Raw genomic sequence first — 26,210 nt, 5'->3', positions numbered from 1 at the left:
TCCACTTCCTTCTTTGCTTTGTAAAAATAAAAAGACTGCAGGCAAACTAGTTTAAGCTAGTTTGTCTACAGTCTGAGACGAAGACACGTTGTCTCCGTCATTAGTATTCTTTAATTGTCCTGATTTCTTTTAGACGAACAATCCAACAATCGTAGCCGTCAGGATCGAAACAAAGGTAGCTGCGAGCAGCATTTTAAGTCCAAAAGTAGCGACTATCTTTGCTTTTTCACCATTTAGCGCCTGGATGGAACCCGAGATAATCCCAATAGAACTAAAGTTAGCAAACGAAACGAGGAACGAAGACACGATCGCTACCGTTTTTGCGGATAGCCCCGGAATCAAAGGTTGAAACTCCAACATGGCTACAAATTCGTTCGTTGCGAGCTTTGTCCCCATAATCGCACCTGCTGTTGTTATTTCATTCGATGGAACCCCCATAATAAAAGCGATCGGGCTAAATATATAGCCTAAAAGCTGAGTGAATGAAAGTCCGATCACAGCTACTAATAAGCCGTCAACGAGTGCGATAAGACCTACATATGCAACCAACATAGCTGCTACGATCAGTGCTATCCTTCCTCCATCGAGCGCTCCGGCTGATATTGCTTCAAATAAGGATTTCGAATTTGAAGCATCTTTAATATTAATTACTTCTTCTTCTGCTTCCTTCGTCGGTGCCATAAAGGTCGTAATAATGAGTCCCGATAGTGCATTAAGCAACATCGCGACAAGCACATACTGTGGAGGAATCATCGTCATATAAGACCCCATGATCGAGGCAGAGACACTTGCCATTGCAACAGTCGATACAACAAACAACTTATTCCGATTCATCTTATCGAGATGGGATTTAATCGCAAGAAATGCCTCGGACTGGCCAAAGAAAATACTATTCACACTGTTAAAAGTGAGTACTTTCGATAATCCAGTAATTTTAGCCAAAGCACCACCTATGTACTTGATTGCTATTGGCAATATTCGAAGATAGGTAAGAATGGAAAGCAGCGTGGACGTGAAAATAATCAGCAAAAGAACATTAAAGAAAAAGATGCTGCCATCTGCCGGAACCAGATCACCCAGAATAAAACTAATTCCTTCATGTCCATAGGTAAGTACGTGGGAAACTCCATTAGAAATTGCTTCTACAATCATATTACCAAATGTCGTTTTGAACATGACTATGGTTACTGCCAATTGAACTAAAATCAGGACGATAATGGCCCTGAAATTGATATTCTTTTTATCGTTGCTCAGTAAATAACATACACCAAGCAACAAGAGTATTCCTACAATACCAATGAAAACTGACATGAATATCAAGCCCCTTTTGATCCAAGTGTTATCACCATTTGGTAATGGTGTCTAATGTAAAACCATTTCACGATTACATAGTGTATGGTGATCTAATCGGGGCTTGTTTATTCTATTTTTTATACGATATCAAGTGGAACCTTATTCATAGGTGCCGGAAAAGCCTCATCCAGTTGTTTAAGATCTTCCGCTGACAACATTACTTCATATACGAATGCATTTTCCTTAACATGCTTTTCACTCGAAGATTTAGGCAACGAAAGAACATTACCGGAGCGGAGTGTCCAGGCTAATAGTAATTGATATGGACTAATGCCGTGTTTTTCGGCTACTTTTATCACCGTCTCGTGCTGCACTAACTCTTTTCTAAGACTTCCTCCTTGAGCTAAAGGAGAATAAGCCATGATTGGCATCTGATGTTCTTCTTGCCACGGTAATAAATCGACTTCAATTCCTCTCGATCCCAGGTGATACAGCACCTGATTTACCATGCATCGATTTCCTTTATCCAGCTGTATTAATTCTTCCATGTCGTCCTTATCCAGGTTCGATACACCCCAGCGGTCAATCTTTCCTTCCTCAACGAGTCGCTGCATTCCTTGGATGGTTTCTGCAAGCGGAATGTCGCCTCTCCAGTGTAATAAATAAAGATCCAGGTGATCTGTTTTTAGTCTTCTAAGGCTTTGTTCACAGCTTGTAATGATTCGGTTTTTTCCTGCATTATGGGGGTATACTTTAGATACAAGAAAAACTTCATCTCTGATCCCGTGAATCGCTTCACCTACCAGTTCCTCTGATAAACCTTCACCATACATTTCGGCGGTGTCAATCACTTTCATCCCGAGTTCTACACCCAGCCGGAGTGCTGCTATTTCCTCCATTCTTTTGCTTGGGTCGTCTCCAATATGCCATGTTCCTTGTCCAATCGCCGGGAGCTTCGTTCCATCTGGAAGTGTAACGGTAGGTTGTTTAATCATATTCTTCATCCCTTCTTAATTCACTATTATGATGTGTTCATTTGCCTTTCTTCGGTTCGGGGTATAAGATAATTTGTTGAATAGCATGGGTTACTGTACATTAACCTAAAATTTGTGCGTTATATCCTTCTATTTCAAAGTTTTAACAATAAAGAAAGGTATGAACTCTTATGATCCACATTTTAGTTGCTGATGATGACGTACATATCCGGGAACTGGTCCATTTTTATCTATCTGCAGAAGGATATACCGTATACGAAGCGGCTGATGGAACGATGGCTTCCTCGCTTCTATCTACGGAACAAATTCATCTCGCCGTCGTTGACATTATGATGCCTGGCAAAGATGGGTATGAGCTGGTTGAGGAAATTCGCAAGTATTATGATATCCCTGTCATTTTGCTGACTGCGAAAGATCAACTCATTGATAAGGAAAAAGGATATGCGCTAGGAACGGATGATTATGTAACCAAACCTTTTGAGCCAAAAGAACTTATTTTTCGTATCAAAGCACTGTTACGACGTTACCGAATGGTTAATTCTCAAAAGATTACACTCGGAAGAACGATCATTGATCGAGACAGCTATGAAGTGTACTGTGATGATCAGTTATTAATGCTTCCCATGAAAGAATTCGAGTTATTATCCCAGCTCGCCAGCTACCCAGACCGAATCTATTCCAGAGAAGAATTAATTCATCTCGTATGGGGAGCCGACTTCAGGGGAGATGATCGTACAGTTGATGTACATATTAAACGTCTTAGAGAGCGATTCCAACATCGAAGCGATGATTTTGTTATAAAAACAATTCGCGGTATTGGGTATAAACTGGAGGTCTGCTCAAGGTGAAAACACTGTATCTTCGTATTGTACTTACGACTGCATTGGTCATGCTGCTCAGCAGCCTGCTGGCTTTTGTCATCTCTAATACGTACTACCAGTATAATTTGAAGCCTTATAACGATAAAAAGATGACAGACATGACAATCGATATCATTCAGTTCTATAAAGAGAACCCGGAAGTGAACTTACCTGCTTATCTTAACAGCATCGGAGATTTAGGGTATCAAATCTATCTAGCCGACTCACCGGATCAAGGAACTTTTTATGGCGGAGATTTTCGTAAGAAAAATTTAGATGCAGACGTTATTCGCCAGGTGCTCGGCGGACAAGTATATCACGGCATTGAAGACTTTCCTGCAAAATTATTTATTACTGGTTTTTTTGACAATTCACTCAGCAACTCGATTGGGATGCCTATTACTGTTAACGGGAAGACGCACGCTCTTTTTGTTCGCCCTAATGTAGAGCTGCAGTTCGGAGAACTTCGTATTTTCTTTGCCTTACTTCTCGTTCTGACAACACTAATCAGTATTATACTTGTCTTCATTAGCACGAGATATATTGTGAAGCCCATCACTCGCTTAACGGAAGCAACCAAACAAATTGCCAAAGGCAATTATCATATTAAGTTAAATGCTCGAAGACGAGATGAGATTGGTAAGCTGGCTAATCATTTTTCACAGATGGCAAAAAGCTTAGAACAACTCGAATCGATGCGACAAGAGTTTGTCTCTAACGTTTCTCATGAAATCCAATCCCCCCTTACTTCAATCCAAGGATTCTCTGAGCGCTTGAAATCAAATCAGTTAACAGAAGAGGAACGCTTGCATTACCTTGATGTTATTTCTTCCGAGAGCCGAAGACTATCTCAATTAAGTAAACAACTGCTCACTCTAGCCTCACTGGATAAAGAGGAATCCATCATTGATAAGCAGCTTTATTCTGCCAAAGATCAGATTAAACAGGTTGTGTATATGCTGGAATGGAACTGGCGGGAAAAAGAAATTACTTTAGATCTACAGCTTTCTTCCGCACAGGTCTATGCGGATCCAAAATGGATGCATCAAGTATGGGTTAATCTAATTGCGAACAGTATTAAGTTCACTGATCCCGGAGGAACCATTCGAATTCGGCTTGAAGAGAAAGGTAACCATCATGTGATCGAAATTGAAGACACCGGCATAGGGATCAAGGAAGAAGACCTCCCTTATATCTTCAATCGATTCTATAAAACCGATAAAGTTCGAAATCGCAGCGAAGGCAGCAGTGGGCTTGGACTCGCGATTGTAAAACGAATTATTGATATGCACGATGGACAAATTACGGTTCATAGTGAACTAGGAAAAGGTACATGCATTCAAATATGGATCCCGATCTCCTCCCCTGATTGAAAATCTGGGGAGTTTTTTTATATGTTCCATTTGTAATATGCTGTTCATCCTCCGTTCATATTTCAACCTGATACTTAAGCAGTGGGTGAGAAATTAAAAATATAGAAAAGCTTAAGGAATGGGGTTGAAACGTATGTTTTTAGCTTTACGAGAAATGAAACACGCCAAATTACGCTATCTGCTGATCGGTCTCATTATGGTTCTCATTGCATGGCTCGTCTTGTTCGTTACGGGTCTTGCCAAGGGTCTCAGTAATGACAACGTATCGTCGCTGCAAAATATGGACGCTGATTACATTGTTATGCAGAATGAATCCGAACTCAAACTGAATCGTTCTTTGTTATCGAGTGAAACATTGGACCAAGTAAGATCCATTACTGGGGATCAAGGGGCTACACCTCTCGGTCTGCAGATGAGTACATTAACCAAAGAAGGGACAAGCACCAAAATTGATGCTTCCTTTTTTGCTATTGATACGGACAGCTTTATCGCTCCGACCGTTGTAGAGGGTTCAATGATCGACAATAAAACGGCGGACGAAGTGGTCGCTGATATTTCTCTGAAGGAGGAAGGATTTGCGGTTGGCGACCGAATCCAGGATCAATCCTCAGGCAAGTCGTTCACCATTATTGGTTTTACGGAAGGACAATCCTACAGCCATACTCCGGTTCTTCACATGAATATGGCAGGATGGTTTGCACTTCATGATGCGGATCCGGATAGTGAGATTTACCATTTTAACGCGATCGCTTTAAAAACAACAGATGCCATTGCGGACGAAGTCAGTCAGATCAGTGACATTGAAGTCATCGCCAAGGATGACACGTTAGCTGGAATTCCTGGGTATAAAGAAGAAAGCGGCTCGCTTCTCATGATGATTGCCTTCTTATTTGTCATTGCTGCCTTTGTTCTGGCTGTATTCTTCTACGTGATTACCATTCAAAAGATGAATCAATTTGGTGTACTCAAAGCCATTGGCGCAAAAAACAGTTACCTAGTGCGTAATGTGATGTCCCAAATTTTAATCATAACGTTGGTTAGTCTCGCCTTGAGCATCCTGCTAACTTATGGTGTTGCAGCTATACTTCCTGCAAGTATGCCATTTGACCTGAGTCCATCACTAGTTGCTCTATGTTCGATTCTGTTTATCGTAGTATCTATCCTTGGTTCTCTACTGTCCGTGTACCGAGTTGCTAAAATTGATGCGATCGAAGCTATAGGGAGGGCTGCTTAATGAACACAGCAAATCTTAAATTACAACTAGAAAATATTACAAAAACATTTGGTGACGGCGACTCTTCTATTAAAGTACTGAAGAATGTAACCTTGAATGTAAAGGCCGGTGAATTTGTTGCCCTAGTCGGTCCATCCGGTTCCGGGAAAAGCACCTTTCTCTCCGTTGCTGGTGCACTGCTTGCGCCTTCCAGTGGACGTATAGTCATTGGTGGACAAGATCTGAGTCAATTCTCAGAGAAGCAAATGAATGAAATACGTCTTGATAAAATCGGATTTGTATTTCAATCGGCCAATCTCATCCCTTATCTGACGGTAAAGGATCAGCTCCTTTTAATCGCTGAACTGTCTGGTAAGAAAGGAAAACAAGCAAACCAGAAAGCCGATGAGATGTTAAGTAGACTTGGGCTAAGTCACCGCGCCCATGCTTATCCGGAAAATCTCTCGGGCGGTGAACGTCAGCGTGTTGCGATTGCTAGAGCCTGGATGAATGACCCAGAAATTCTGCTGGCCGATGAACCAACAGCAAGTCTTGATTCTGAACGGGGCCGGGCCGTCGTGGAAATGCTCTCACAAGAAGTAAAAGAAAGAAACAAAGCGGCAATCATGGTTACACATGATACCCGGATGCTCGATCTCTGTGATCGGGTCGTATATATGGAAGATGGCGTACTCACGGAACAGCCTGTATTCCAGCACTAAATGATGAAAAGCAGCAGCCTTACTAATAGGCTCGCTGCTTTTTTTGATATCTACTCTTCAACTTCCTTAGGTTCTACTTTTTAACGTCCTTAGGTGTCTGCTCGAACATTCAGTACATGTCCGTATATTCGATTATTGGATATTATAGGTGTAATATAATGAGGAAAGATAATACCATTTCTTGAAAGGGATTTAACTTATGAGTATAGATTATGAATATAAACAACCTAAAACTTTACTAAATAAGGGCACTGGCTTCCTGGCTGGATACTCCCATTCCCTTAACCCATATACGGGCTGTACGTTTGGCTGTTCCTATTGTTACGTTCGTAAAATGCCCGTTTCTTTATTCCGAGGAAAAGAATGGGGAACCTGGGTAGACATAAAGAAAGAAAGTGCTGCACTACTGACAAAAGAACTGATCAGAGAAAAGAAAAAGGGTGCGGTTACGATCTTTATGTCTTCAAGTACGGACCCCTATCAACCTGCCGAATACAAAGAAGAAATCACGCGTTCTTTGCTTGAAGTTATGACAGAGGTTCAGCCCGATTTTCTGCTGGTACAAACCCGAAGTCCGCTCGTAAAAAGAGATATTGATCTTCTACAAAAACTGAGTAATCGGGTCCGGGTAAGTATGACTGTGGAAACCGATCTTGATGAGATTCGCTCCCATTTCTCTCCCTCTGCCCCACCTATTCAGGCTCGTATACAAACACTTCGCAAGCTGCGCGAAGCTGGAATTCCTACACAAGTTGCCATCGCACCCGTACTGCCTAGCAGTGAAGCATTTCCCGAACTCCTTCGTCCGGTCGTAGATTTAGTATGCATTGATGATTTTTTCATGGGAGATGGAGCCCATTTTTTTTTTCAAGCAGAAGACGGCATACGAGATAAATACGAAGAACTAAGATATAGTGACTGGTATCATCCGGAAGCATATCAAGTGGTGGCTCGCCGGATGCGTGAAGTCTATCCCGAACAGCAGGTCCGGATCAGTCAGGAAGGATTTGCTCCTTTCTAATCTGCTAGAGATGATGTTTTCTAGCTAGACCCGCAGAAGTATTCTATTATTTATAAACAAAGACCATGAGAGGAGTATCTTCTCATGGTCTTTGTCTTAATAGATATTCAGTTTACATCCTTAATAATTAGACTGACTCTTTCAATTCCGCTTCACTTGACTGTGCACGTTCCGATCCCATGAAGAACACGATAACAACAGCAATCGCAATCGGGATAATGGCGATCTGGAATACATGTGTGATGGAATCCGACATCGCTTGCGTAATTTTACTTAGAACCTCAGGCGGAATTTGTGCACGACCTTGGGGAGTGAAGATTTCTCTCGTGTCCATATCTCCAGCAAAACCGCTGCTCGCTCCGCCAAAAGCTTCTGTTAGACGTCTAGTGAAAGTATGTGTCTGCAGCGTACCAAAGATGGTAAGACCTACTGTCATCCCGAACGAACGCAAGAAAGAATTCGTCGAGTTCGCCGTTCCGCGGAAGCGCGGGGAAAGTTTGTTGATGGAAGCCGTTGGCAACAGTGAAAAGGAGAACCCAACACCAAAACCAGCAATAAACATGTATAACGTTAAGATGATTCTTGAAGTCTCAGGTGTCATCGTTGACAGTAAAATCATACCTGCCAGGAAACTAAATACAGACAAAATCATCAGCGAACGAAAACGGATTTTTGTCTGTGTAATCCCGCTGATCATACTGCCGATTACTGTCCCGATGACCATCGGCATCAGTACAACCCCAGCGTTCGTTGCTGAACCGCCGTATACAGCTTGTACAAAGATCGGAATGAACACCGAAAGAATGATAAATGTTCCACCATAGATAAAGGCAAGCGCTTGTGAAGTGGCAAACAAACGTTTCTTAAACATCCAGAAGGGAATAATCGGTTCTTCTGCTTTGATCTCAACAAATATGAAGATGATAAAAGATACAGCTGCGATTACAAGCAAGGAGATAATTAAAGCAGAATCCCATGCATATTTGCCACCGCCAAGCTCCAGTGCAAACATAAGGCATACGATTGCCAAAACAAGTGTAAATGCCCCTGCCCAGTCAATTTTCTGCTTCTGATGTTCCAATGTTTCTTTATAATATTTAGCTATGAAGAAGATCGATAACGCACCAATCGGAAGGTTTACATAGAAAATCCAGTGCCAACTTAAGGAATCCGTCAAAAACGCACCTAATAGCGGACCTACCACACTTGATAATCCAAACACGGCACCTAACATCCCTGTCATTTTTCCACGTTTTTCAACAGGGAACAAATCAAAGATTATGGTAAATGCGATAGGCATCAGTGCTCCGCCGCCAATCCCTTGGATGACCCGAAACGCGATAAGCTGTCCCATCGTCTGAGATAATCCGCAAAGGGCTGAACCAATAATAAACACAGTTAATCCAAATAGAAAAAACCGCTTTCTTCCATACATGTCAGACAGTTTACCGTATATCGGCATACCTGCCATCATCGCCACCATATAAGCTGCAGTAACCCAAATAAACTGGTCGTAGTTACCCAAATCACCTACAATGGTACCCATAGCTGTAGCTACAATGGTGTTGTCAATAGCCGAAGCAAAAATTCCAAGCAAAAGTCCAATGGTTACAAACGAGGCAGCTCGATTCTTTTTCATTTTCTCATCTCCAATTTATAAAACTGTTAAGTATATATGAAATAATCATAAAAGATTATTATTCACTTTCTTCCTCGTCCTGTAGTTCCCTTAGCTGCTCTTCAAGCCAAGAAATCTCTGAACGTATGAAATGTGCCCGGTGAAGTAACGTCCTCTGAATGCTTTTGCGTTCCTTCTCAGTAAATATGGGATTTCTTTTAACTACTTTCATTCCAAGATCACAATGTTCTTGAAGAAAACACAAGTACTGACGATAGTCCTCATAGATCCGTTCTTGCAGCTCCTTAGAAACATGGTGAAGATTTGCAAATTTGATATCAAAATAATCTTTTGCATCGGAATTATACGATGTTTTCTCGTCCATTAATCGAAAAAACTGCTCTTTACCCGCTTCTGTAATACAATAAACCTTCCTATTACCATCTTTCCCTGACATTTGAATGAACTTCTCTTTTTCAAGTCTTTGAATAAGCGGATACAGCACTCCCCAACTAACTTGTCTTACCGGACCTATAATTCTGGACAGGATATGATGAAGTAGGTATCCATGCATAGGTCTATCCATTAACTCTCCCAGAACAAATAGTTCATACAAAATACATACCCTCCTTTTCTTATTTTGGAGTACACTTCCGTTCAAATATATCGTGATGATATAAGCCTATATTATAATATATCGCAGCGATATAAAAATCAATATCACAATGAACATAAAAAAACCGTCTGTTTATATAAACAGATCGGCCTTTATTTATTTTATTGTTTAAGAAGGATACCCAGTTCAACTATTTTCTCTTGATCCGGAGCTTCTTGTATACTCCTAATCTTTTCTTTAAGTTTATCTGTATCTTTTATAGTTTGATCATTTCCTATTTTCTCTTGTATGAGAAATGCTAAATTGAAGCTTATTTTCATATCAGAGTAATACGATAAAGTATCAATGATGGATGCCGAATTTAAAAGAGAAGTATTCGGAATTTTCCCCTCTTCTAATTGAGAAGCAAAGAAAGTAAGCTCACTGCTTATTCTTTGATTGAGATTGGTCTGAAATATATGTTGTTCATTTTTATGTGACTGATAGAGAAACATATTTAGAAATAAAGATCCAATAAGTAATATCAATAACGCTGGAATGTACTTTGTTTTTTTCATATCGATCCTTCTTTTATCACTTGATTTGGTTAAGATTATGAATATTTAAACAGACGGCACATGTATAAACCAATTACAGGTTACGAACTTACACTGTTCGCTGTGTTTTCAGGAATAACAGCTAGCTGATGAAGTATTTTCTGACTGGATTCATTTAGGCTAATCAAGGTAACTTCATTATGATTCTCTGCATATTTAAGTCTGATTTTATCAATCGCTCCCACAGCCGAATCATCCCAAATGTGCGAATCAGAAAAATCAATGACGATATGCTGTTCTTGAACATACGTATCGAACGCTTTTTCAAAACTTTGTGTTGAAGCAAAGAACAACTGTCCTTTGACATAAAACACTTGTTCATTCTCTTTCTTCTCACTTGTTACGGTAAGTTTAGAAACTTTGGCAACAAAGAAGATGGAACTCAGTATGACCCCTGCAATCACACCTTTAGATAAATCATGAGTTGCTACCACGATGATCACCGTCATAAGCATGACAAATGCATCTCCTCGTGGAGCTTTTCCCAAATAACGAAAGGAAGTCCAGTCAAAAGTGCCCACACATACCATGATCATAATTCCCGCTAATACCGGCATGGGCATAAGGACAACAAAATCGCCAAGAACGAGAATGAGGAACATTAAGAAAAGTCCAGCTACGAGGGTAGATAACCTGCTTCTGCCTCCTGATTTCACATTAATGACCGATTGACCGATCATCGCACACCCTGCCATACCGCCAAAGAATCCGTTGATGAAGTTCGCGATGCCTTGTCCTCTTGCTTCTCTGTTTTTATCACTTTCTGTATCCGTCATATCATCAATAATAGAAGAAGTCAGCAGTGACTCTAGTAAACCTACCAGTGCCAGTGCAAAGGAATAAGGTAAAATGATCTGCAGCGTATGTAGCGTCAGAGGTACATCAGGAAACAATAAATTGGGAAGAGTCTTCGTAATTGTGCCCATATCACCTACCGTCTGAAGATGTACACCCGCTACAGTAGAAACAATCGTAAGGACAACAATCGCAATCAGAGGAGCCGGGACCACTTTTACATATCTTGGAACGAAGATTAGAATCAGTAATGTAATCCCTAGAAAAACAAAGGTCATTACTGATTTCCCTAAAAAATAAGGGACCTGCGCCATAAAGATAAGAATAGCGAGGGAATTGACAAAACCGATCATAACCGCTCTCGGTATAAATTTCATTAGACGAGCAACCTTGAAGGTACCTAACAGAAACTGAATAACACCGGTTAATATCGTAGCCGCAATCATATACTCAATCCCGTGATCTCTTACAAGCGGGGCGAGCACGAGCGCCATGGCTCCTGTTGCCGCTGAGATCATAGCCGGCCTTCCTCCTGCAAACGAAATAATAATCGCGATACAAAACGATGCATAAAGTCCAACCATCGGACTTACACCTGCAATCAAAGAAAAAGCAATAGCTTCTGGAATCAGCGCTAGTGCTACAACCATACCGGATAATATATCCGCCCGTACATTAAAAAACCAGTTACGTTTTAACCGTTCAACCAACTTAACTCCACACCTTTTCACTGTGATATAAATCATGTAGTATTTTTCCATGAGTGTATCACGAATCGTTCCTAAATGGAACCTTTTTGATACTACAAAGTATGTTATGATAACGAGTAAAAGTATAGTTTAGGAGAAAAACCTATGCGTATCGGATATATGAGACCCTATCAGGATGACAAGGATCTGAACATGCAGACTCGTGCTTTAGATCCGTTGTCCTGTGATAAAATAGTTATAGAAGAACATGCATCCGCTAAAAGAAGAAGTGAACTTGAACAATTAATGAATGAACTCAGCAAAGGCGATATCGTCGTTGTATACAAATTGTTTGCGCTTGCCGATTCGACCAGACATCTCGTAGAACTACTACAAAAGCTGGAAGAGAAACAAGCTCATCTCTGCTCTTTTGCTGAAGGCATTGATACGAGTAAATCCGAAGGATATCCTTTTCCTGAAATCGTCAAACATTTAGTGGATTTTCAAAGTGATGTCATTAGTGAGAAGACGAAAAAAGGACTTTACGAAGCAAAACAAAAAGGCAATCACCCCGGACGACCTCGTAAAGCGGATGATAATGTGAAAAGAGCGATCGTTATGTATCAGAGCAATCAGTATAGTCTCGCCCAAATTCGCGAGGAAACAGGAATCAGCAAATCGACGCTGTATCGTTATTTGGACTCTGAGAATTAGTGATTTCCTATTCGCAAGTAAAAAAGAGCGATTCCGCCATAACGCTTAGGCAGAAAAGCTCTTTTTTAGTTCATTTTAATACGTTTATTTATCAATGCTACTTATTGATCTTCAGCTTCGAAGTCCAGGTTTTCCCTCCGTCTTTGGTAAGATAAATGGCTCCCTCTGAGCTGGTATCCGCCATCCATCCTATTTTCCCATTAATAAAATCAATATCGTTTTCGAATCCGGTGATCGATGGCATGTTAGTCCACGTTTTGCCTCCGTTAGCGGATCGTCCTACTCCAATCTTCTCACCTGCTGGGGAGAACCCCCCAAGGTAAACGATGCCTTGTGCTATAGATATATTCCCAGGATGACCGCCCGGAGAAGCGGGTCCTTCATTTACGATACCTGCTGAATTCCCAGGTGCTTTGCCTCCGCCTGCTGTATTTTGGCTGATTACTTTCGTCCAGCTTTCTCCGTCATTTTGCGAAGAGTACAGAGCATACGATTGTTGAGACATCCCCGCTCCTCCGTTAAGTCGGGCCCACACTTGATTTCTTTCTACCGCAATTTCACCCCCGCTTATGCTTTCAGAAGGAACGGATAAAACAGAGCGCCAATTCTTGCCTCCATCTGTTGTTTTATGAATCTTGTATCCGTACCCAGGAACCACGACAAGCGCATACCCATTCTGCTCATCTGTGAAATCGGCATATCTTGTATTCGCTGGTGTTTTTATTTTCGTCCAGTGTTGTCCACCATCTGCTGTTTTGTAGGTAAATGCCCGAGAGTAACCAAAACCAAAGTTTTCGTTCTTAAAAGAGATCCGTTCAAGATTCATCGATCCCGTTTTGATTTTGGTTAGTGTCGTGCCTCCATCTTTGGTATAGAGCAGAGCATTCGGACCATTCACCGCAGATTTGGCAAGCATCCATCCTGTCGTGTTATTAATGAAATCCAGCTGTGTAAATTGCCATGTACCTGTATAGATCGATTGCCAATCATTGCCGAAATCTGAAGTACCAATCATGAACCCGTTTCCGGCAACACGACCTGTATTTCCAGTTAAAAACTGAATATCACTAAACTGAAATTTGTCAGAACCTGCTGGCTTACTTCCCAATAGATCACTAGTTGAAGAAGAAGCCGCTCCTGCTGAAGCTGCACTCATCGTCATTGCTGCGGTGATTGCAAGGGTGGTAATCCCTTTAGTGAATTTACTTTTTCTCATTGATATTGCCTCCTGTCTATATCCCGGTTATTCACATCATTACCATACGATCTACTTAAACCATATGCACATATGTAATCATAATCATATAAGATTAAAGTCATAAAAATAGACGAACCTTTGGTGGTTCGCCCGAGTCCTGTCAGCTAAAATGAAATATCTCCTTTGCTGTGGTTCACGCTTCTATCTATTTTGTAATCCGAAATGAACCCGTACTTAGTGCAACCAGTTCATGGTCACGATCTAACACTCGTGATTCGGTCGTTAGCGATCGGCCGGTTTCATGAACTATTTTTGCGGTAACGGTAAGTGGGCCTTTTTTCGCTGGTTTAACGAAATGCACATTCAGGTTACTGGTCACTGAAGCTTCTCCGGGACGCCTTACCATGACCGCAATTCCCATTGCGTTATCCATCAGCGAAGAAAGTACACCCCCATGAACAATTCCCATGAGATTCAGATGGTGCGGCTTCGTATCAAGCGTTACCACCACTTCACCTTTTTGAATGGCTGTAAGCTCACATCCAAGGTATCCCCAAAAAGTGTGTTCCGCCGCCTTGGTCAAAGACTCTATATACTGCTTTCCTTCCATGCTCTCCATCAAAAAGAGCCTCCTTCTCTATCCGGGTAGGCCGCAAAACTTTCAACCTGCCGGAGTTTCTTCCTCTTCCTCAAGTAATTTACGGCGTAATACTTTACCTACAAGGGTCTTCGGAAGTGATTCACGGAATACATAGTGTCTAGGCACTTTATAAGCTGCAAGCTGGGAACGACAGAACATTTCTATATCTTTCGGATCAGGCGTCTTTCCATCCTTAAGGACAATATAGGCTTTCACTGTTTCACCGCGGTACGCATCTTTTATTCCTATTACAACAGCCTCTTTTACGGCTGGATGTTCGTAAAGAACTTCTTCAATTTCACGCGGATAAATATTGAAGCCGCTTGCAATAATCATATCTTTTTTCCGGTCAATGATCGAAAAATAGCCTTCCTCATCCATGGTTGCCATGTCACCGGTAAATAACCAGCCGTTTCGAATCGTATCAAAGGTTTCCTCAGGCCTATTCCAATATCCTTTCATCACCTGCGGTCCTTTGACAATGAGTTCCCCTGCTTCCCCCGGCAGAACGTCTTCACCTGTAACTGGATTCACCACTTTCGCTTCGGTGTCAGGAACCGGAATCCCGATCGTTCCTATCTTTCTTCTTCCCCATATCGGGTTTACATGCGTTACAGGTGAAGCTTCCGTAAGTCCGTAACCTTCGATTAATTTTCCTTTTGTCAGCTCTTCAAAACGATCTTGCACTTCAAGCGGAAGCCCAGATGAGCCGCTGATACAGGCATTAATCGAGGATAAGTCGTACTCTTTGATCTTAGGATGATTAATAAGGGCAATATACATCGTGGGTGCTCCTGGAAAAAGGGTCGGTTTTTTCTTATCGATGATTTTGAGAAGGGAATTCAGATCGAATTTAGGTAAGAGGATTAGCATCCCTGCACGGTAGACCCCTTGGCTGAGAAGTGTAGTAAGCCCAAACACATGAAAACAAGGCAGTACAGCTAAATATCGTTCTTTGCCATTCTCCACTTGATAACACCAATTGGCGGATTGGATGGTGTTTGCAATGAGATTCGTGTGGGTTAGCATGACCCCTTTAGGGACACCAGTCGTCCCGCCGGTGTACTGTAATAATGCTAAGTCATGATCTGCATTCACCTTTTCACAGCAAGGTGCATCGTCCGCTGAAGCAAGAAGTGCGGTAAACGAATGGACAGTTCGGCTGTATTCAATTTGTGGCAGCGGTCCTTGTTTTTTAGCGACGAAGGGATACAATATTTTTTTAAAAAAAGGCAAGTAATCTGGTATAGCCGTAACGATGGTATGTTCAAGCCTCGTTTCCTCTGCAACATTCTGAACTTTTGAATAAAATTGATCCAGGGTAATCATGATCTTCGCTCCTGAATCCTGCAATTGATATGCCAGCTCCCGCTCTACATAGAGCGGATTCGTCATTACAACGATGCCCCCTGCAAGGAGGGTTCCATAATATGCAATCACAACCTGCGGGCAATTGGGTAGCATAATAGCCACCCGATCCCCCTTCTTGAGTCCTTTACTTTTCAGCGCGTTTGCCATACGGTAAGCAGACTCTAGCAGCTTTTTATAACGAATGGTCTTTCCCATAAAATACATGGCCGGCCGGTTCGGATACTGCCCAGCAGAGCTGATCAGAAACTGCGCCAGATTCTGTTTAGGATAATCGAAACTAGGGGCCACTTCGGTCGGGTAATACGGAAGCCAGGGCTTTGCATTCATCGAATATCAATCCTTTCCTCTCGGAATGCTTCCTGCTGACCTACTCCTCATCCAAAACCATTTTATATCTAGCAAAGATGATGCGCAGTTATACGGTATAACGTTCGTTTGTTACCACCCTAGCGGCAATGCTGCGTTTCAGTGCTACCTTGTCTACTGGACTTAATTTTGTTAGTTTTTTCAGCACAGATAACTGCATCCGGAGCATATCACCGGATTCAAGAGAAGTGAGTGTTTCCTTGGCGGTAGCTTCTGCTCTTTGCAGGGCTTCATAAGCATACACTTTGGTCATCTCCACCATGTTCATGGCTTTTTCTTCTGGTACGCGGGCTAGTTGTTTCTTGGTACGAAGCAGCGCACTCTCCAGTGCAAACACATCAATTAAAATATCCGCTAGATTGGACAAAGCCTCTTGTTCTTTCTCTAGGCTGGTACCTAGTTTCTGCACGGCAAAGCCGCCTGTGAGCAGGAATATTTTCTTCACCATATCCAGAATGTATTCCTCTTGTCCGAGCACCCCTTCATATTCCTGCGCCGGAACCATTTGCAGCAGTTCACCTTGCAGACCTTGTGCTTTTTGCAGAAGGGCGATTTCCCCTTTTAACGCTTTTTTCACTAAGGTACCGGGGATAAGGAGGCGGTTAATTTCATTCGTTCCTTCAAAAATTCGATTAATACGGGAATCTCGGTAGATTCGTTCAATTTTATATTCCTGAATATATCCATACCCTCCATGAATCTGGACTCCTTCATCTGCAATAAAATCGAGACCTTCTGAAGAAAACACCTTATTGATCGAGCATTCAATGGCATAATCCGAAATTGCGTTTGCTGAGTGAACACCTGCATCAGGATGATTGTAATCAATGTCTGCGAGAGCTTCATCCAACAGCCCCGCTGTACGATACACCATACTTTCCATCACAAACGTAATAATATTCATTTCGGCCAGTTTTTTACGTATGAGCGGGAAGCTCGAGATCGGGGTTTCAAATTGTTTGCGCGTATTCGCATACTTGGCACTGAGTTCTATCGATTCTTTCGACGCACCCACGGTACCTGCCGCAAGTTTATACCGACCGATGTTAAGAATATTAAAAGCGATCCGGTGACCTTTTCCAATCTCTCCGAGTAAATTTTCTTTGGGGACTTTCACATCTTCAAAAAAGAGCGGACGTGTAGAGGAACTTTTGATTCCCATTTTCTTTTCTTCCGGCCCGATCGTAAATCCTTCCATCTCTTTCTCTACAATAAAAGCAGTAAAATGCTCTCCCTCCACCTTCGCATAGACAATGAAAATATCGGCAAATCCTGCATTCGTGATATATAGTTTTGATCCATTTAAAATATAGTACTCTCCGTCCTCCGTGAGACGAGCTGTTGTCTTTGCAGCCAGAGCATCAGAACCGGATGTTGGCTCGGTCAGACAGTATGCAGCGATTTTCGCTCCGCTTGCTAAGTCGGGTAAATATTTATGCTTCTGCTCCGCTGTACCAAAGTAAACGATGGGCAGCGTCCCGATTCCGACATGAGCACCAAAGGATAGGGCAAACCCTGAACTTTTGGAAAAATACTCGGTAATGATCGTTGAGCTTACTTTATCAAGACCAATTCCCCCAAACATCTCAGGAACATCTGCTCCAAGAAGTCCAAGCTCTCCTGCTTTTTGAAGCAGCTCTACGGTCAGGTCATAATTTAGTTTCTCTAGTTCCTCATCTTTAGGAATGACTTCGCCATCAATAAAATCACGAACCGTTTCTCCAATCATGCGGTGTTCTTCGGTAAAATCCTCGGGGGTTACGATGCGATTCATATCTACGTTATCGATGATAAAACTTCCGCCTTTGATTTTTGGTTCTTTGGTTTGGTTGTCAGTCATGAGTGGTAGCTCCTTCCGGAAGGGGATTTGTGGTGAATCAGCGTGCTGCTTCGAATGCGGATCCATTGAGCATCGTTAGGTGGTGCTTCGAATGCGGATCGGCTGAGCATCGTTAAGCGGTGCTTCGAATGCGGATCGGCTGAGCATCGTTAAGCGGTGCTTCGAATGCGGATCATCCTTACGATCGCTGTTGAATCTGGGTTTCTTGATGGAAGGGGGTAAGGTTGAAATCCAGATTCAAAGGCGAGCGCTTCGCTTCTTCAGGACGATTCCGCTTTCTACGCAAGCAGGGTTGAGCACCGCCTACAGGTCATACTGCTCCTACACAAATTGGGTGTGGGCAGGGGCGAGTTTCAAGGTTTCTCCCCTTGAAACTGCCTTGGGTAAAGCGAACTACTTAGTGTGAGTATGAGTAATGAGGTAATAAGAATCAGCTTGGCTGCGTTCCGCTTCAATTCTTGCTTTCAGCCACGAACTTAATCCTCTCTGTCGGCTCATCGCATCCTTAATACCCCATGCTGAACTGTTTCTGTGGGTGGACTTCAAACACCCCGGCGGCTCCCATCCCTCCGCCGATACACATACTTACTACACCGTAGCCTCCTCCCCGCCTCGCCAGTTCGGAGATCAAGCTGACTGTAAGTTTGGCGCCTGTACAGCCTAATGGGTGACCCAGGGCTATTGCCCCTCCGTTCACATTGACCTTGTTCTCATCGAGTTCCAAGGCTCGAATGATATGAAGGCATTGCGATGCAAAAGCTTCGTTAATTTCATAGAGATCTACGTCGTCTTTTTCGATTCCTGCCATTTTAAGTGCTTTGGGAATCGCTTCGACGGGACCTACTCCCATTACCTCCGGCTCTACCCCGGCAAGGGCAAATGAACGGAAAGTAGCAAGCGGTGTAAGCCCAAGTTCCTGTGCTTTTTCACGGCTCATCACCGCAACGGCCGCAGCTCCGTCACTGGTCTGAGAAGCATTCCCTGCCGTTACCGTACCTTTGATGGAAAATGCAGGTCTGAGACGACTGAGTCCTTCCATTGATGTATCTTCACGTACACCTTCATCGGTATCAAAAGTGAAGGTACGGCTGCGCACTCTTCCCTGTTCGTCTACTGAAGTGGCGGCTACAGTGACAGGTACGATTTCTTCTCGGAATCTACCGGAAGCAATGGCTGCTGCTGCTTTGCGGTGGCTTCCTACGGCAAAAGCATCTTGTGCTTCGCGATCCACACTAAATCTGCGTGCCACTTCTTCTGCCGTATGCCCCATACCCATATAAACTTCCGGCATGTCTTCCACAATCCGGTGGTGAGGGGCAGGTTTGAATCCAGTCATGGGTACATGACTCATGCTTTCCACACCGCCAGCAATGATGACATCTGCGTGCCCAAGCATAATACGCTCTGCTGCAAAAGAAATGGCTTGTAAGCCAGATGAACAGAAGCGATTGACGGTCAGCGCAGGAACCGTAACCGGGTACCCTGCATATAGCGAAATAATCCTTGCTACATTTAAACCTTGCTCACCCTCTGGCATCGCACAACCAAGGATGATATCGTCTACATCTTCTTTTTGCAGTCCAGGTGCACGGTCAATAACGGCTTCAAGTACCGCTTTCCCTAGATCTTCTACTCTCGTCTGCGCGAGACTCCCTTTCTTCGCTTTCCCGATCGCAGTCCGAGCCAGCGATACAATCACGGCTTCTCTCATGATTTTCACCTCATCTTTTTGGATTAAGAGACTAGTTGTATCAATTTCACAACTCATTAAAATGATGAAATTGATTCAGTTACGTAGCGGTTTGCCTTTGGACAACATGTGCTGCATACGCTGCTGTGTTTTCACTTCTCCAAGTAGACTGAGGAAAGCTTCCCGTTCCAGATCAAGCAAATATTGTTCACTAACCAATGTTCCTGGAGCTACATCTCCTCCTGTCAGGATGTGTGCCAGTTTCTTCGCAATCAAATAATCATGATCACTAATGTACCCGCTGTTTTTTAATCCAAGTGCTCCCACTTGCAGGACCGCACGTCCGTCTCTTCCGGCTACTCTTGCCTTACCAGATATTTTTGGCTGATATCCTGCCCTTTCCATTTCAAGTACCGCTTGTTTTGCTTCGTATATACGGAAATCTTGATTCATAACGACACTGTCATGACGGCGACCATACATACGCAGCGCTTCATGACCACTTGTTGATGTTTTTGCCATGGCGATCATTTCAAAAATACGGTTTAACTCAGGCTGAAGATCTGAATCAGGATTTGGATAACGGTCACTTGTCATAAGTGCTAGTTCTTTACAACCGCCTCCCGCAGGAATGAGTCCTACACCTGTCTCGACCAATCCAAAGTAAGATTCTGCGGAGAAAATAATGCGATCTGCTGGAAGGCAAGCCTCCACACCGCCGCCTAGTGTCATTCGGTGGGGTGCTGCCACTACCGGTTTTTCAAGACCTTTTAATTTCATCATACTGCCCTGGAATAAACGGATGATATCATCCACTTCATCCCAGTCCCCGCTTTGGGCTTCCATCAGCATGAGCATTAGATTGGCGCCCACACAGAAGTTACGTCCTTCATTCGCAATAACAAGTCCGCGATAATTATTTCTTACTTCCTCGGCACTTTGCTGGATCATGACTAGAATATCTGCACCAATGGCATTGTTCGGTGAAGTAAACTCTAGACAAGCGACGTCATCTCCAAGATCAATCAGGTTCGCACCCGAGTTATGGCGAATAATCTTGTTCTGTGCCTTTAAGCTTTGAAGCGAGATCCGTTCTGGCTGTGTTTCGACTTCTTTGTAAGCTCCTTTATAGAAGTGGAGTACAGCTCCGTCTTTTTGCTCATAGAAAGACTTGTTACCCGCGGCGATCCATTCTTTGACCCACGTTGGTACGACAAGACCTTCTGCTTCCATCCGCTGTACGGATTCGGGTAATCCAATCAGATCCCAAGTTTCAAATGGTCCAAGTTCCCAGTTAAAACCCCATTTCATTGCATTATCGATATCCTCAATGGAATCCGCGATTTCTCCTAATTTTTCAGCGGAATAAATCAGTACTTGTTTAAGCACATTCCAAGCCAGTTCCGAATAACGGTCATTGGTGGTAAGGAATGCTTTTATTTTCTTCTTTGACCCTTTTACCGCTTTTGCAGCTTCGATGGAAGCAGATCTAACTTTTGCGCTTGGATTATAGTCCATCGTGGACAGATCAAGTGAGAGTATTTTGCTGCCCTCTTCCCCTTTCACTTTCTTATAGAAACCTTGGCCGCCCTTTTCTCCAATCCAACCTTTTGCTACCAATTCATTTAGAACGTCAGGTACAGCGAAAATGTCTTTCTCAGGTCCGTCTGGAACGCTGCCAAATACATTCTGAGCAACATGGACAAACGTATCGATTCCGACAAGATCCAGAGTGCGGAAGGTCGCGCTTTTCGGCCTGCCGAGGACAGGACCCGTAGCTGCATCCACTTCTTCTACGGTATAGTTGTTCTCTTTCATTTCATGTAAAGTAACGAGCAGTCCATACGTGCCAATTCGGTTAGATATAAAATTAGGTGTATCTTTTGCAAGTACGACCCCTTTGCCAAGCCTTCTTGAACAGAAGTCCGCCATAAATGCTGTGATCTGCGGATCGGTATCAAATCCAGGAATGATCTCGAGCAGCTTCATATGTCTGGGAGGGTTAAAGAAATGAGTTCCAATAAAATTCCTGCGGAAATGTTCGCTGCAATCCTCTACCATCGCATTAACCGAGATTCCCGAAGTGTTGGTACTTACGATCGTTCCTTCTTTTACCACTCCTTCAATCTGTTTTAGAATGGATTTCTTTATGTCGAGCTTTTCCGTCACCACTTCAATAATCCAGTCCACATCTTTTAGTAGATGGAAATGATCTTCTATATTCCCCGGTGTAATTCGCTCTACAAAATCTGCCGCATAAAGCGGAGCCGAACTGGATTTAGGAAGAGCTGCAATTGCTTTTGCCGCCAGTTTATTTCTAAACTTAGGATCCGCAAGGCTTAACCCTGCTTTTTCATCCTCTGGACTTAGCGATTTTGGAACAACATCAAGCAATAAACAAGGAATGCCTGCATTGGCCAGATGGGCTGCAATACCCGACCCCATGACACCGGACCCGATAACGGCGGCTTTTGAAATCGTCCTAGAAGCAGTTTTGTGAGCCGTATCTTTTGCTAACGTTTTATTCATTTAACTACGACCTCCCGTTCGTGGGTTTCTTTCCTTCCAAATACAGACGCTTCCAAAATCTCAGCAATATCCCGAGTTTTCACTTGCTCTTCTACTTCTTGCAGCTTCGTACCATCTTCTAGCATCGTCAGGCAGTAAGGACAAGCGGAACTAATCATCGTCGGTGATACCGCAAGGGCTTGCTCCGTTCGGGCTAGATTTACCCGTTTTCCTTCATCCTCTTCCATCCACATCTGCCCGCCGCCGGCACCACAGCACATTCCGTTTTCACGAGTTCGCTCCATCTCAAGCAGCGTTACCCCTGGGATAGCCCTTAGCACATCACGCGGCTGATCATAAACACCGTTGTACCGACCAAGATAACAGGAATCGTGATACGTGATTTTTTCTTCAACTGTATGTTTCGGAGAGAGTCTTCCTTCTTTCACAAGTTGGTCTAGGAGCTGCGTGTGGTGCAGCACTTCTGCTTTTAGTCCAAAATCAGGATATTCATTCTTAAAAATGTTGAAGGTGTGCGGGCATGCGGTGACGATTTTATCGACACCATATTTTTTAAAAATCTCAATATTCTCTGCACAGAGTTGCTGGAATAGGAATTCGTTACCCATCCGGCGCGGTGTGTCGCCTGAATTTTTTTCTTCGTTACCCAAAATGGCGAAGTTCACGCCTGCTTCATTCATCAGACGAACAAAAGCGCGGGTTATTTTGCGACTGCGATTATCATAGGAACCCATTGAACCTACAAAAAATAAATATTCGAATGCCGGATTCTCTTTCACGGTCGGAATCTGAAGATGAAGCGTATCTTCCGGATCGATTTCCTTCACCCATTTACTGCGTTCAGCCCGGCTGATGCCCCATGGGTTACCTTGACGCTCAATGTTCTGCATCGCCCTTTGTCCTTCTTGCGGCACACTGCCTTCCATAAGAACAAGATGTCTGCGCAGATCAACAATTTTGTCTACGTGTTCATTGGATACTGGGCACTGATCTTCGCAATTACGGCAAGTCGTACAAGCCCATATTTCTTCTTCTGTCATCACTCCGCCAATAAGCTGAACATCCTTGACATTCACACCTTCCACCTGATGCCATGCTTTCTTCTGAGCTGCCATCGTAGGACGAATATCAGTGATACCTTCGCCCTTCCACTCCTTGAGTTCGTGGTTTGTATCACCCATCGAATAAACTCCCGAGTATCCAAATACGCCAGCGGGTACCCAAGGGGATTTTGACGTGAGTAGAGCTCCTTTTTCCGTCAAATGATCCCTCAGTTTCACGATCATATGCATTGGAGACAGCATCTTTCCTGTGCTTGTTGCAGGACATACATTCGTACAGCGTCCACATTCAACACATGCATAAAAATCAAGCATTTGTTTCTGAGTAAAATCTTCTATTTTACCTACACCGTAGGATTCAGCTTCTTCATCTTCGAGGTCTAATGCGGTTAATTTCCCTGGGGCATTTGTTCTGCGAAATAAAATATTGATAGGGGCTGTTATGAGATGAAAGTGTTTTGATTGAGGAACATACAGCAGGAATGATAGCAAGATGATGAGATGCAGCCACCAACATACGTAGTATAGTGCGTTTATTGCCATGTCAGGCATCCAGCTTACAGCAGCAGCAAGACTTGATGAGATCGGAGCCAGTAGAGACGGTGCCACGCCTTCTCTTACTCTCTCGAATGCCATGGTAAAAAGTACTGATATCATAAGCGTAGTAATAAAGATGACGACAATACTAGGTTTAAACCCACGTTTTAATCGGTCCAGCCTCTCCCCATATCTGCGGTATGCCGCGTACGCGATCGCCAAAAGAATGAGAACTACCGTAACCTCTTGCATGAGAATAAATCCTTCATAACCTGGAATCGGAAGCCGATGACCACTTAGGCCTTTCCAGATAATATCCAGTGCACCAAACTGCAAAATAATAAAACCGTAAAAGACAACAAAGTGCATAATACCGCTTCTTGGATCTTTAAAAAGTTTCGTTTGACCAAATACCTGAACGGCAAAGGTTCGTAATCGTTCGTTCACATCTCGCCTGAGGTCAGCCGGCTTTCCTAAACGAATGTACAGATACCGGTGATACACGACTCTTAGGAACAGATATACCGCTAGACCGGTAACGAGGAAAAAGAGCAGCGCATTACCGATTTGCAAGATCATCCTCATCAGCCCCTTGTATCTTCATTCTTTTCCTTGAATCCTTCTCTTTATCGTCTTTCTACCGTGTGTCACTCCCTTCTTTATTTCTCACCAAGCCAAGATCAGGGAAACTTGTGTATGAAGCGCTTTCATTTAGTGTGTAAAAAAGAGACTTCCATACTCCGTTTGACTGTAAAACAACATGGAAATCGTCAAATACCGTGAATGATGAACGTCTCTATTTCTGTGTAAAGTAGATGTAACTGCTGCATATTTAGGATTTGTTAACCCGTCGTTGACAATGATAAGAACGTATTCTATGATGATGAAAAGAAACTGAATGAGTATTCATTCATAAATTTAATTGTAGTCTAACATCGAGGTGACGATATGACAAGTAAAAAAACAGAAAAATATGATTTGATTCTTCAGGGCGCTCTCAAGGTATTTGCTGAAAACGGCTATCACCGTTCGCAAGTTTCCAAGATTGCCAAGGCAGCCGGCGTAGCGGATGGAACGATTTATTTGTATTTCAAAAGAAAGGAGGACATACTCATTCATCTGTTCCAAGAGAAGCTTGGAGAACTGGTAAATAAGTTTCATGAAAGCGTAGCTGAAACGAATGATGCTTGTGAAGCGCTGCGAATAATATGCACCATTCATTACACGGAACTTGAGAATAATCCAGAGCTTGCTTATGTGACTCAGATTGAAATGCGGCAAAGTGAACTAGAACTGCGAAAAGAAATAGGGATTACGCTGAAACCTTACATCGAGCTGATCGAGAATATTGTTCAACAAGGGATCGACAATGGACAGTTTCGGGCGAACCTCAATGTGAAACTTGTGCGAAATTTAATTTTCGGTTCCATGGACGAGGTCGTTACTTCTTGGCTTCTTTCTGGTCAAAAGTACTCCTTACGTGATCAAGTGGATGAAACACTTCAGTTTTTTATTCACGGCGTTTCCAAGTAGAGAGGTTCTACATCTCTACGATTCACATATAAAAAACTCACAAGCATTCATTTTGAAGGGAGAGCGTAAACGATGAAAATTGTAGTGCTCATGAAACAAACATTTGATACAGAGGAAAAAATCGTAGTGAAGCAAGGTACGATTATGGAAGATGGAGTCAAGTTTGTCATTAACCCTTATGATGAATATGCAGTGGAGGAAGCCGTTAAACTTCGTGATGAGCTTGGCGGCAGCGTAACCCTTGTATCCCTCGGTCCCAGTCGAACCGCAGAAGCGCTGCGCACTGGCCTTGCAATGGGTGCCGATGAAGCAGTCCTCATCTCGGATGATCGAATTCCGAATGATGAGTATGCTGTCTCCAAAGTTCTATATACCTATCTATCCAAAGAAAATCCGGACCTCATTCTTGGCGGTAATTTCTCAGTCGATCGCGGATCAGGCCAAGTGGCGATTCGGCTTGCAAAGCTGCTCAATATCCCCCATACCGCTTCCATCACTAAACTTACGATAAACGGTACGACCGCGGAAGTTCACCGTGACGCTGAGGGAGATCTTGAAATACTTACCCTCCCCTTACCAGCCCTATTCACCGCTCAACAAGGACTAAATGAACCCCGCTATCCTTCCCTGCCCGGCATTATGAAAGCGAAGAAAAAACCATTCAAAACCTATACACTTGAAGATCTGGACCTTACGGAGGATGAAGTGAAGCCAGCGACAAAACAAACCGAACTCACGCTCCCCCCAGAACGAAGTGCTGGGCAAATTCTAAAAGGTGAACCTGCCGAAGCGGTATCCGAACTTGTTTCCTTACTGCGAACGAAGTCTAAAGTGATTTAACTTTTGAATGCGTTTTCAATTGTGATGTTTTTATAACTGTATGGCAAGTAGAATGTCCTACATGCAATTTTTTTGTGAACCATGATCCCCTGCTTAATTT

The 26,210-nt window shown here is 43.1% G+C and carries 21 protein-coding genes; 8 read left to right on the top strand and 13 right to left on the bottom strand.

Translation table 11 applies throughout. The annotated features are described in order from the left end of the window. Positions 1–129 precede the first annotated feature (129 nt). On the bottom strand, positions 130–1,311 hold the full coding sequence (locus PV403_RS07410) for a NupC/NupG family nucleoside CNT transporter (protein WP_332084054.1): 1,182 nt from the start codon (positions 1,309–1,311) through the stop codon (positions 130–132). A 119-nt stretch (positions 1,312–1,430) separates the two neighbouring features. Beyond that, a complete protein-coding gene (locus PV403_RS07405) occupies positions 1,431–2,297 on the bottom strand; it encodes an aldo/keto reductase (protein ID WP_285742121.1) in 867 nt (288 codons plus the stop codon). 161 nt (positions 2,298–2,458) lie between these two features. Between PV403_RS07405 and PV403_RS07400 the strand changes: the two genes are divergently transcribed. The 5 genes from PV403_RS07400 to PV403_RS07380 all read left to right on the top strand — a co-directional run bounded on the left by PV403_RS07400 (position 2,459) and on the right by PV403_RS07380 (position 7,477). Then, on the top strand, positions 2,459–3,136 hold the full coding sequence (locus PV403_RS07400) for a response regulator transcription factor (RefSeq protein ID WP_213531550.1): 678 nt from the start codon (positions 2,459–2,461) through the stop codon (positions 3,134–3,136). Then, complete coding sequence (locus PV403_RS07395) at positions 3,133–4,521, top strand: sensor histidine kinase (protein WP_332084049.1); 1,389 nt, start codon at positions 3,133–3,135, stop codon at positions 4,519–4,521. Before PV403_RS07400 ends, PV403_RS07395 begins: the two co-directional genes overlap by 4 nt. A 133-nt stretch (positions 4,522–4,654) precedes the next feature. Continuing rightward, the gene (locus PV403_RS07390; protein ID WP_332084047.1) at positions 4,655–5,755 is read left to right on the top strand and encodes an ABC transporter permease; all 1,101 of its coding nucleotides are present in this window, start codon (positions 4,655–4,657) and stop codon (positions 5,753–5,755) included. Further along, positions 5,755–6,456 (top strand): ABC transporter ATP-binding protein, encoded by a 702-nt coding sequence (locus PV403_RS07385; RefSeq protein ID WP_191799674.1) that lies wholly within the window; start codon positions 5,755–5,757, stop codon positions 6,454–6,456. Before PV403_RS07390 ends, PV403_RS07385 begins: the two co-directional genes overlap by 1 nt. 199 nt (positions 6,457–6,655) lie before the next feature. Further along, the gene (locus tag PV403_RS07380; RefSeq protein WP_332084045.1) at positions 6,656–7,477 is read left to right on the top strand and encodes an SPL family radical SAM protein; all 822 of its coding nucleotides are present in this window, start codon (positions 6,656–6,658) and stop codon (positions 7,475–7,477) included. Positions 7,478–7,604: 127 nt separating this feature from the next. On the opposite strand, the gene PV403_RS07375 is transcribed toward PV403_RS07380, so the two are convergent. The 4 genes from PV403_RS07375 to PV403_RS07360 form a co-directional block, all read right to left on the bottom strand. Further along, positions 7,605–9,116: an MDR family MFS transporter gene (locus PV403_RS07375; protein ID WP_213531542.1), complete on the bottom strand. Its 1,512-nt coding sequence runs from the start codon at positions 9,114–9,116 to the stop codon at positions 7,605–7,607. Positions 9,117–9,174: 58 nt separating this feature from the next. Beyond that, positions 9,175–9,711: a PadR family transcriptional regulator gene (locus tag PV403_RS07370; protein ID WP_213531541.1), complete on the bottom strand. Its 537-nt coding sequence runs from the start codon at positions 9,709–9,711 to the stop codon at positions 9,175–9,177. A gap of 161 nt (positions 9,712–9,872) precedes the next feature. Further along, positions 9,873–10,268 carry a hypothetical protein gene (locus PV403_RS07365; RefSeq protein WP_213531539.1) on the bottom strand — a complete coding sequence of 132 codons (396 nt, stop codon included), beginning with the start codon at positions 10,266–10,268 and terminating at the stop codon, positions 9,873–9,875. An 80-nt stretch (positions 10,269–10,348) separates the two neighbouring features. Then, on the bottom strand, positions 10,349–11,812 hold the full coding sequence (locus PV403_RS07360; protein ID WP_332084044.1) for a SulP family inorganic anion transporter: 1,464 nt from the start codon (positions 11,810–11,812) through the stop codon (positions 10,349–10,351). Positions 11,813–11,956: 144 nt separating this feature from the next. Between PV403_RS07360 and PV403_RS07355 the strand changes: the two genes are divergently transcribed. Further along, positions 11,957–12,505 (top strand): recombinase family protein, encoded by a 549-nt coding sequence (locus PV403_RS07355; protein ID WP_213531535.1) that lies wholly within the window; start codon positions 11,957–11,959, stop codon positions 12,503–12,505. Between the two features lie 97 nt (positions 12,506–12,602). Here the strand turns inward: PV403_RS07355 and PV403_RS07350 are convergent, their stop codons facing one another. From PV403_RS07350 to PV403_RS07320, 7 genes are all read right to left on the bottom strand, one after another. Further along, on the bottom strand, positions 12,603–13,721 hold the full coding sequence (locus PV403_RS07350) for a WD40/YVTN/BNR-like repeat-containing protein (RefSeq protein WP_213531533.1): 1,119 nt from the start codon (positions 13,719–13,721) through the stop codon (positions 12,603–12,605). A gap of 187 nt (positions 13,722–13,908) precedes the next feature. After that, complete coding sequence (locus PV403_RS07345; RefSeq protein WP_332084043.1) at positions 13,909–14,322, bottom strand: PaaI family thioesterase; 414 nt, start codon at positions 14,320–14,322, stop codon at positions 13,909–13,911. Positions 14,323–14,364: 42 nt separating this feature from the next. Next, positions 14,365–16,041, bottom strand: a complete 1,677-nt coding sequence (locus tag PV403_RS07340; RefSeq protein ID WP_332084042.1) for a long-chain-fatty-acid--CoA ligase — start codon at positions 16,039–16,041, stop codon at positions 14,365–14,367. Between the two features lie 88 nt (positions 16,042–16,129). Then, positions 16,130–17,920: an acyl-CoA dehydrogenase family protein gene (locus tag PV403_RS07335; protein WP_332084040.1), complete on the bottom strand. Its 1,791-nt coding sequence runs from the start codon at positions 17,918–17,920 to the stop codon at positions 16,130–16,132. A gap of 505 nt (positions 17,921–18,425) precedes the next feature. Beyond that, a complete protein-coding gene (locus PV403_RS07330) occupies positions 18,426–19,631 on the bottom strand; it encodes an acetyl-CoA C-acyltransferase (protein ID WP_332084039.1) in 1,206 nt (401 codons plus the stop codon). 75 nt (positions 19,632–19,706) lie between these two features. Then, on the bottom strand, positions 19,707–22,139 hold the full coding sequence (locus tag PV403_RS07325) for a 3-hydroxyacyl-CoA dehydrogenase/enoyl-CoA hydratase family protein (RefSeq protein ID WP_332084038.1): 2,433 nt from the start codon (positions 22,137–22,139) through the stop codon (positions 19,707–19,709). Beyond that, positions 22,136–24,316, bottom strand: coding sequence for a heterodisulfide reductase-related iron-sulfur binding cluster (locus PV403_RS07320; protein ID WP_332084036.1), 2,181 nt, complete (start codon positions 24,314–24,316; stop codon positions 22,136–22,138). The genes PV403_RS07325 and PV403_RS07320 overlap by 4 nt, the downstream gene beginning before the upstream one ends. A gap of 369 nt (positions 24,317–24,685) precedes the next feature. On the opposite strand from PV403_RS07320, the gene PV403_RS07315 reads away from it, so the two are divergent. Both PV403_RS07315 and PV403_RS07310 read left to right on the top strand, forming a co-directional pair. Next, complete coding sequence (locus tag PV403_RS07315; RefSeq protein ID WP_332084035.1) at positions 24,686–25,270, top strand: TetR/AcrR family transcriptional regulator; 585 nt, start codon at positions 24,686–24,688, stop codon at positions 25,268–25,270. A 72-nt stretch (positions 25,271–25,342) separates the two neighbouring features. Further along, positions 25,343–26,110, top strand: a complete 768-nt coding sequence (locus PV403_RS07310; protein ID WP_213531518.1) for an electron transfer flavoprotein subunit beta/FixA family protein — start codon at positions 25,343–25,345, stop codon at positions 26,108–26,110. Positions 26,111–26,210: the final 100 nt, after the last annotated feature.

The organism is Paenibacillus sp. GYB006 (assembly GCF_036577645.1).
GTDB lineage: Bacteria > Bacillota > Bacilli > Paenibacillales > Paenibacillaceae > Paenibacillus.
Note: the sequence above shows the minus strand (reverse complement) of the source record. Positions and strands in the feature narration are given on the sequence as shown.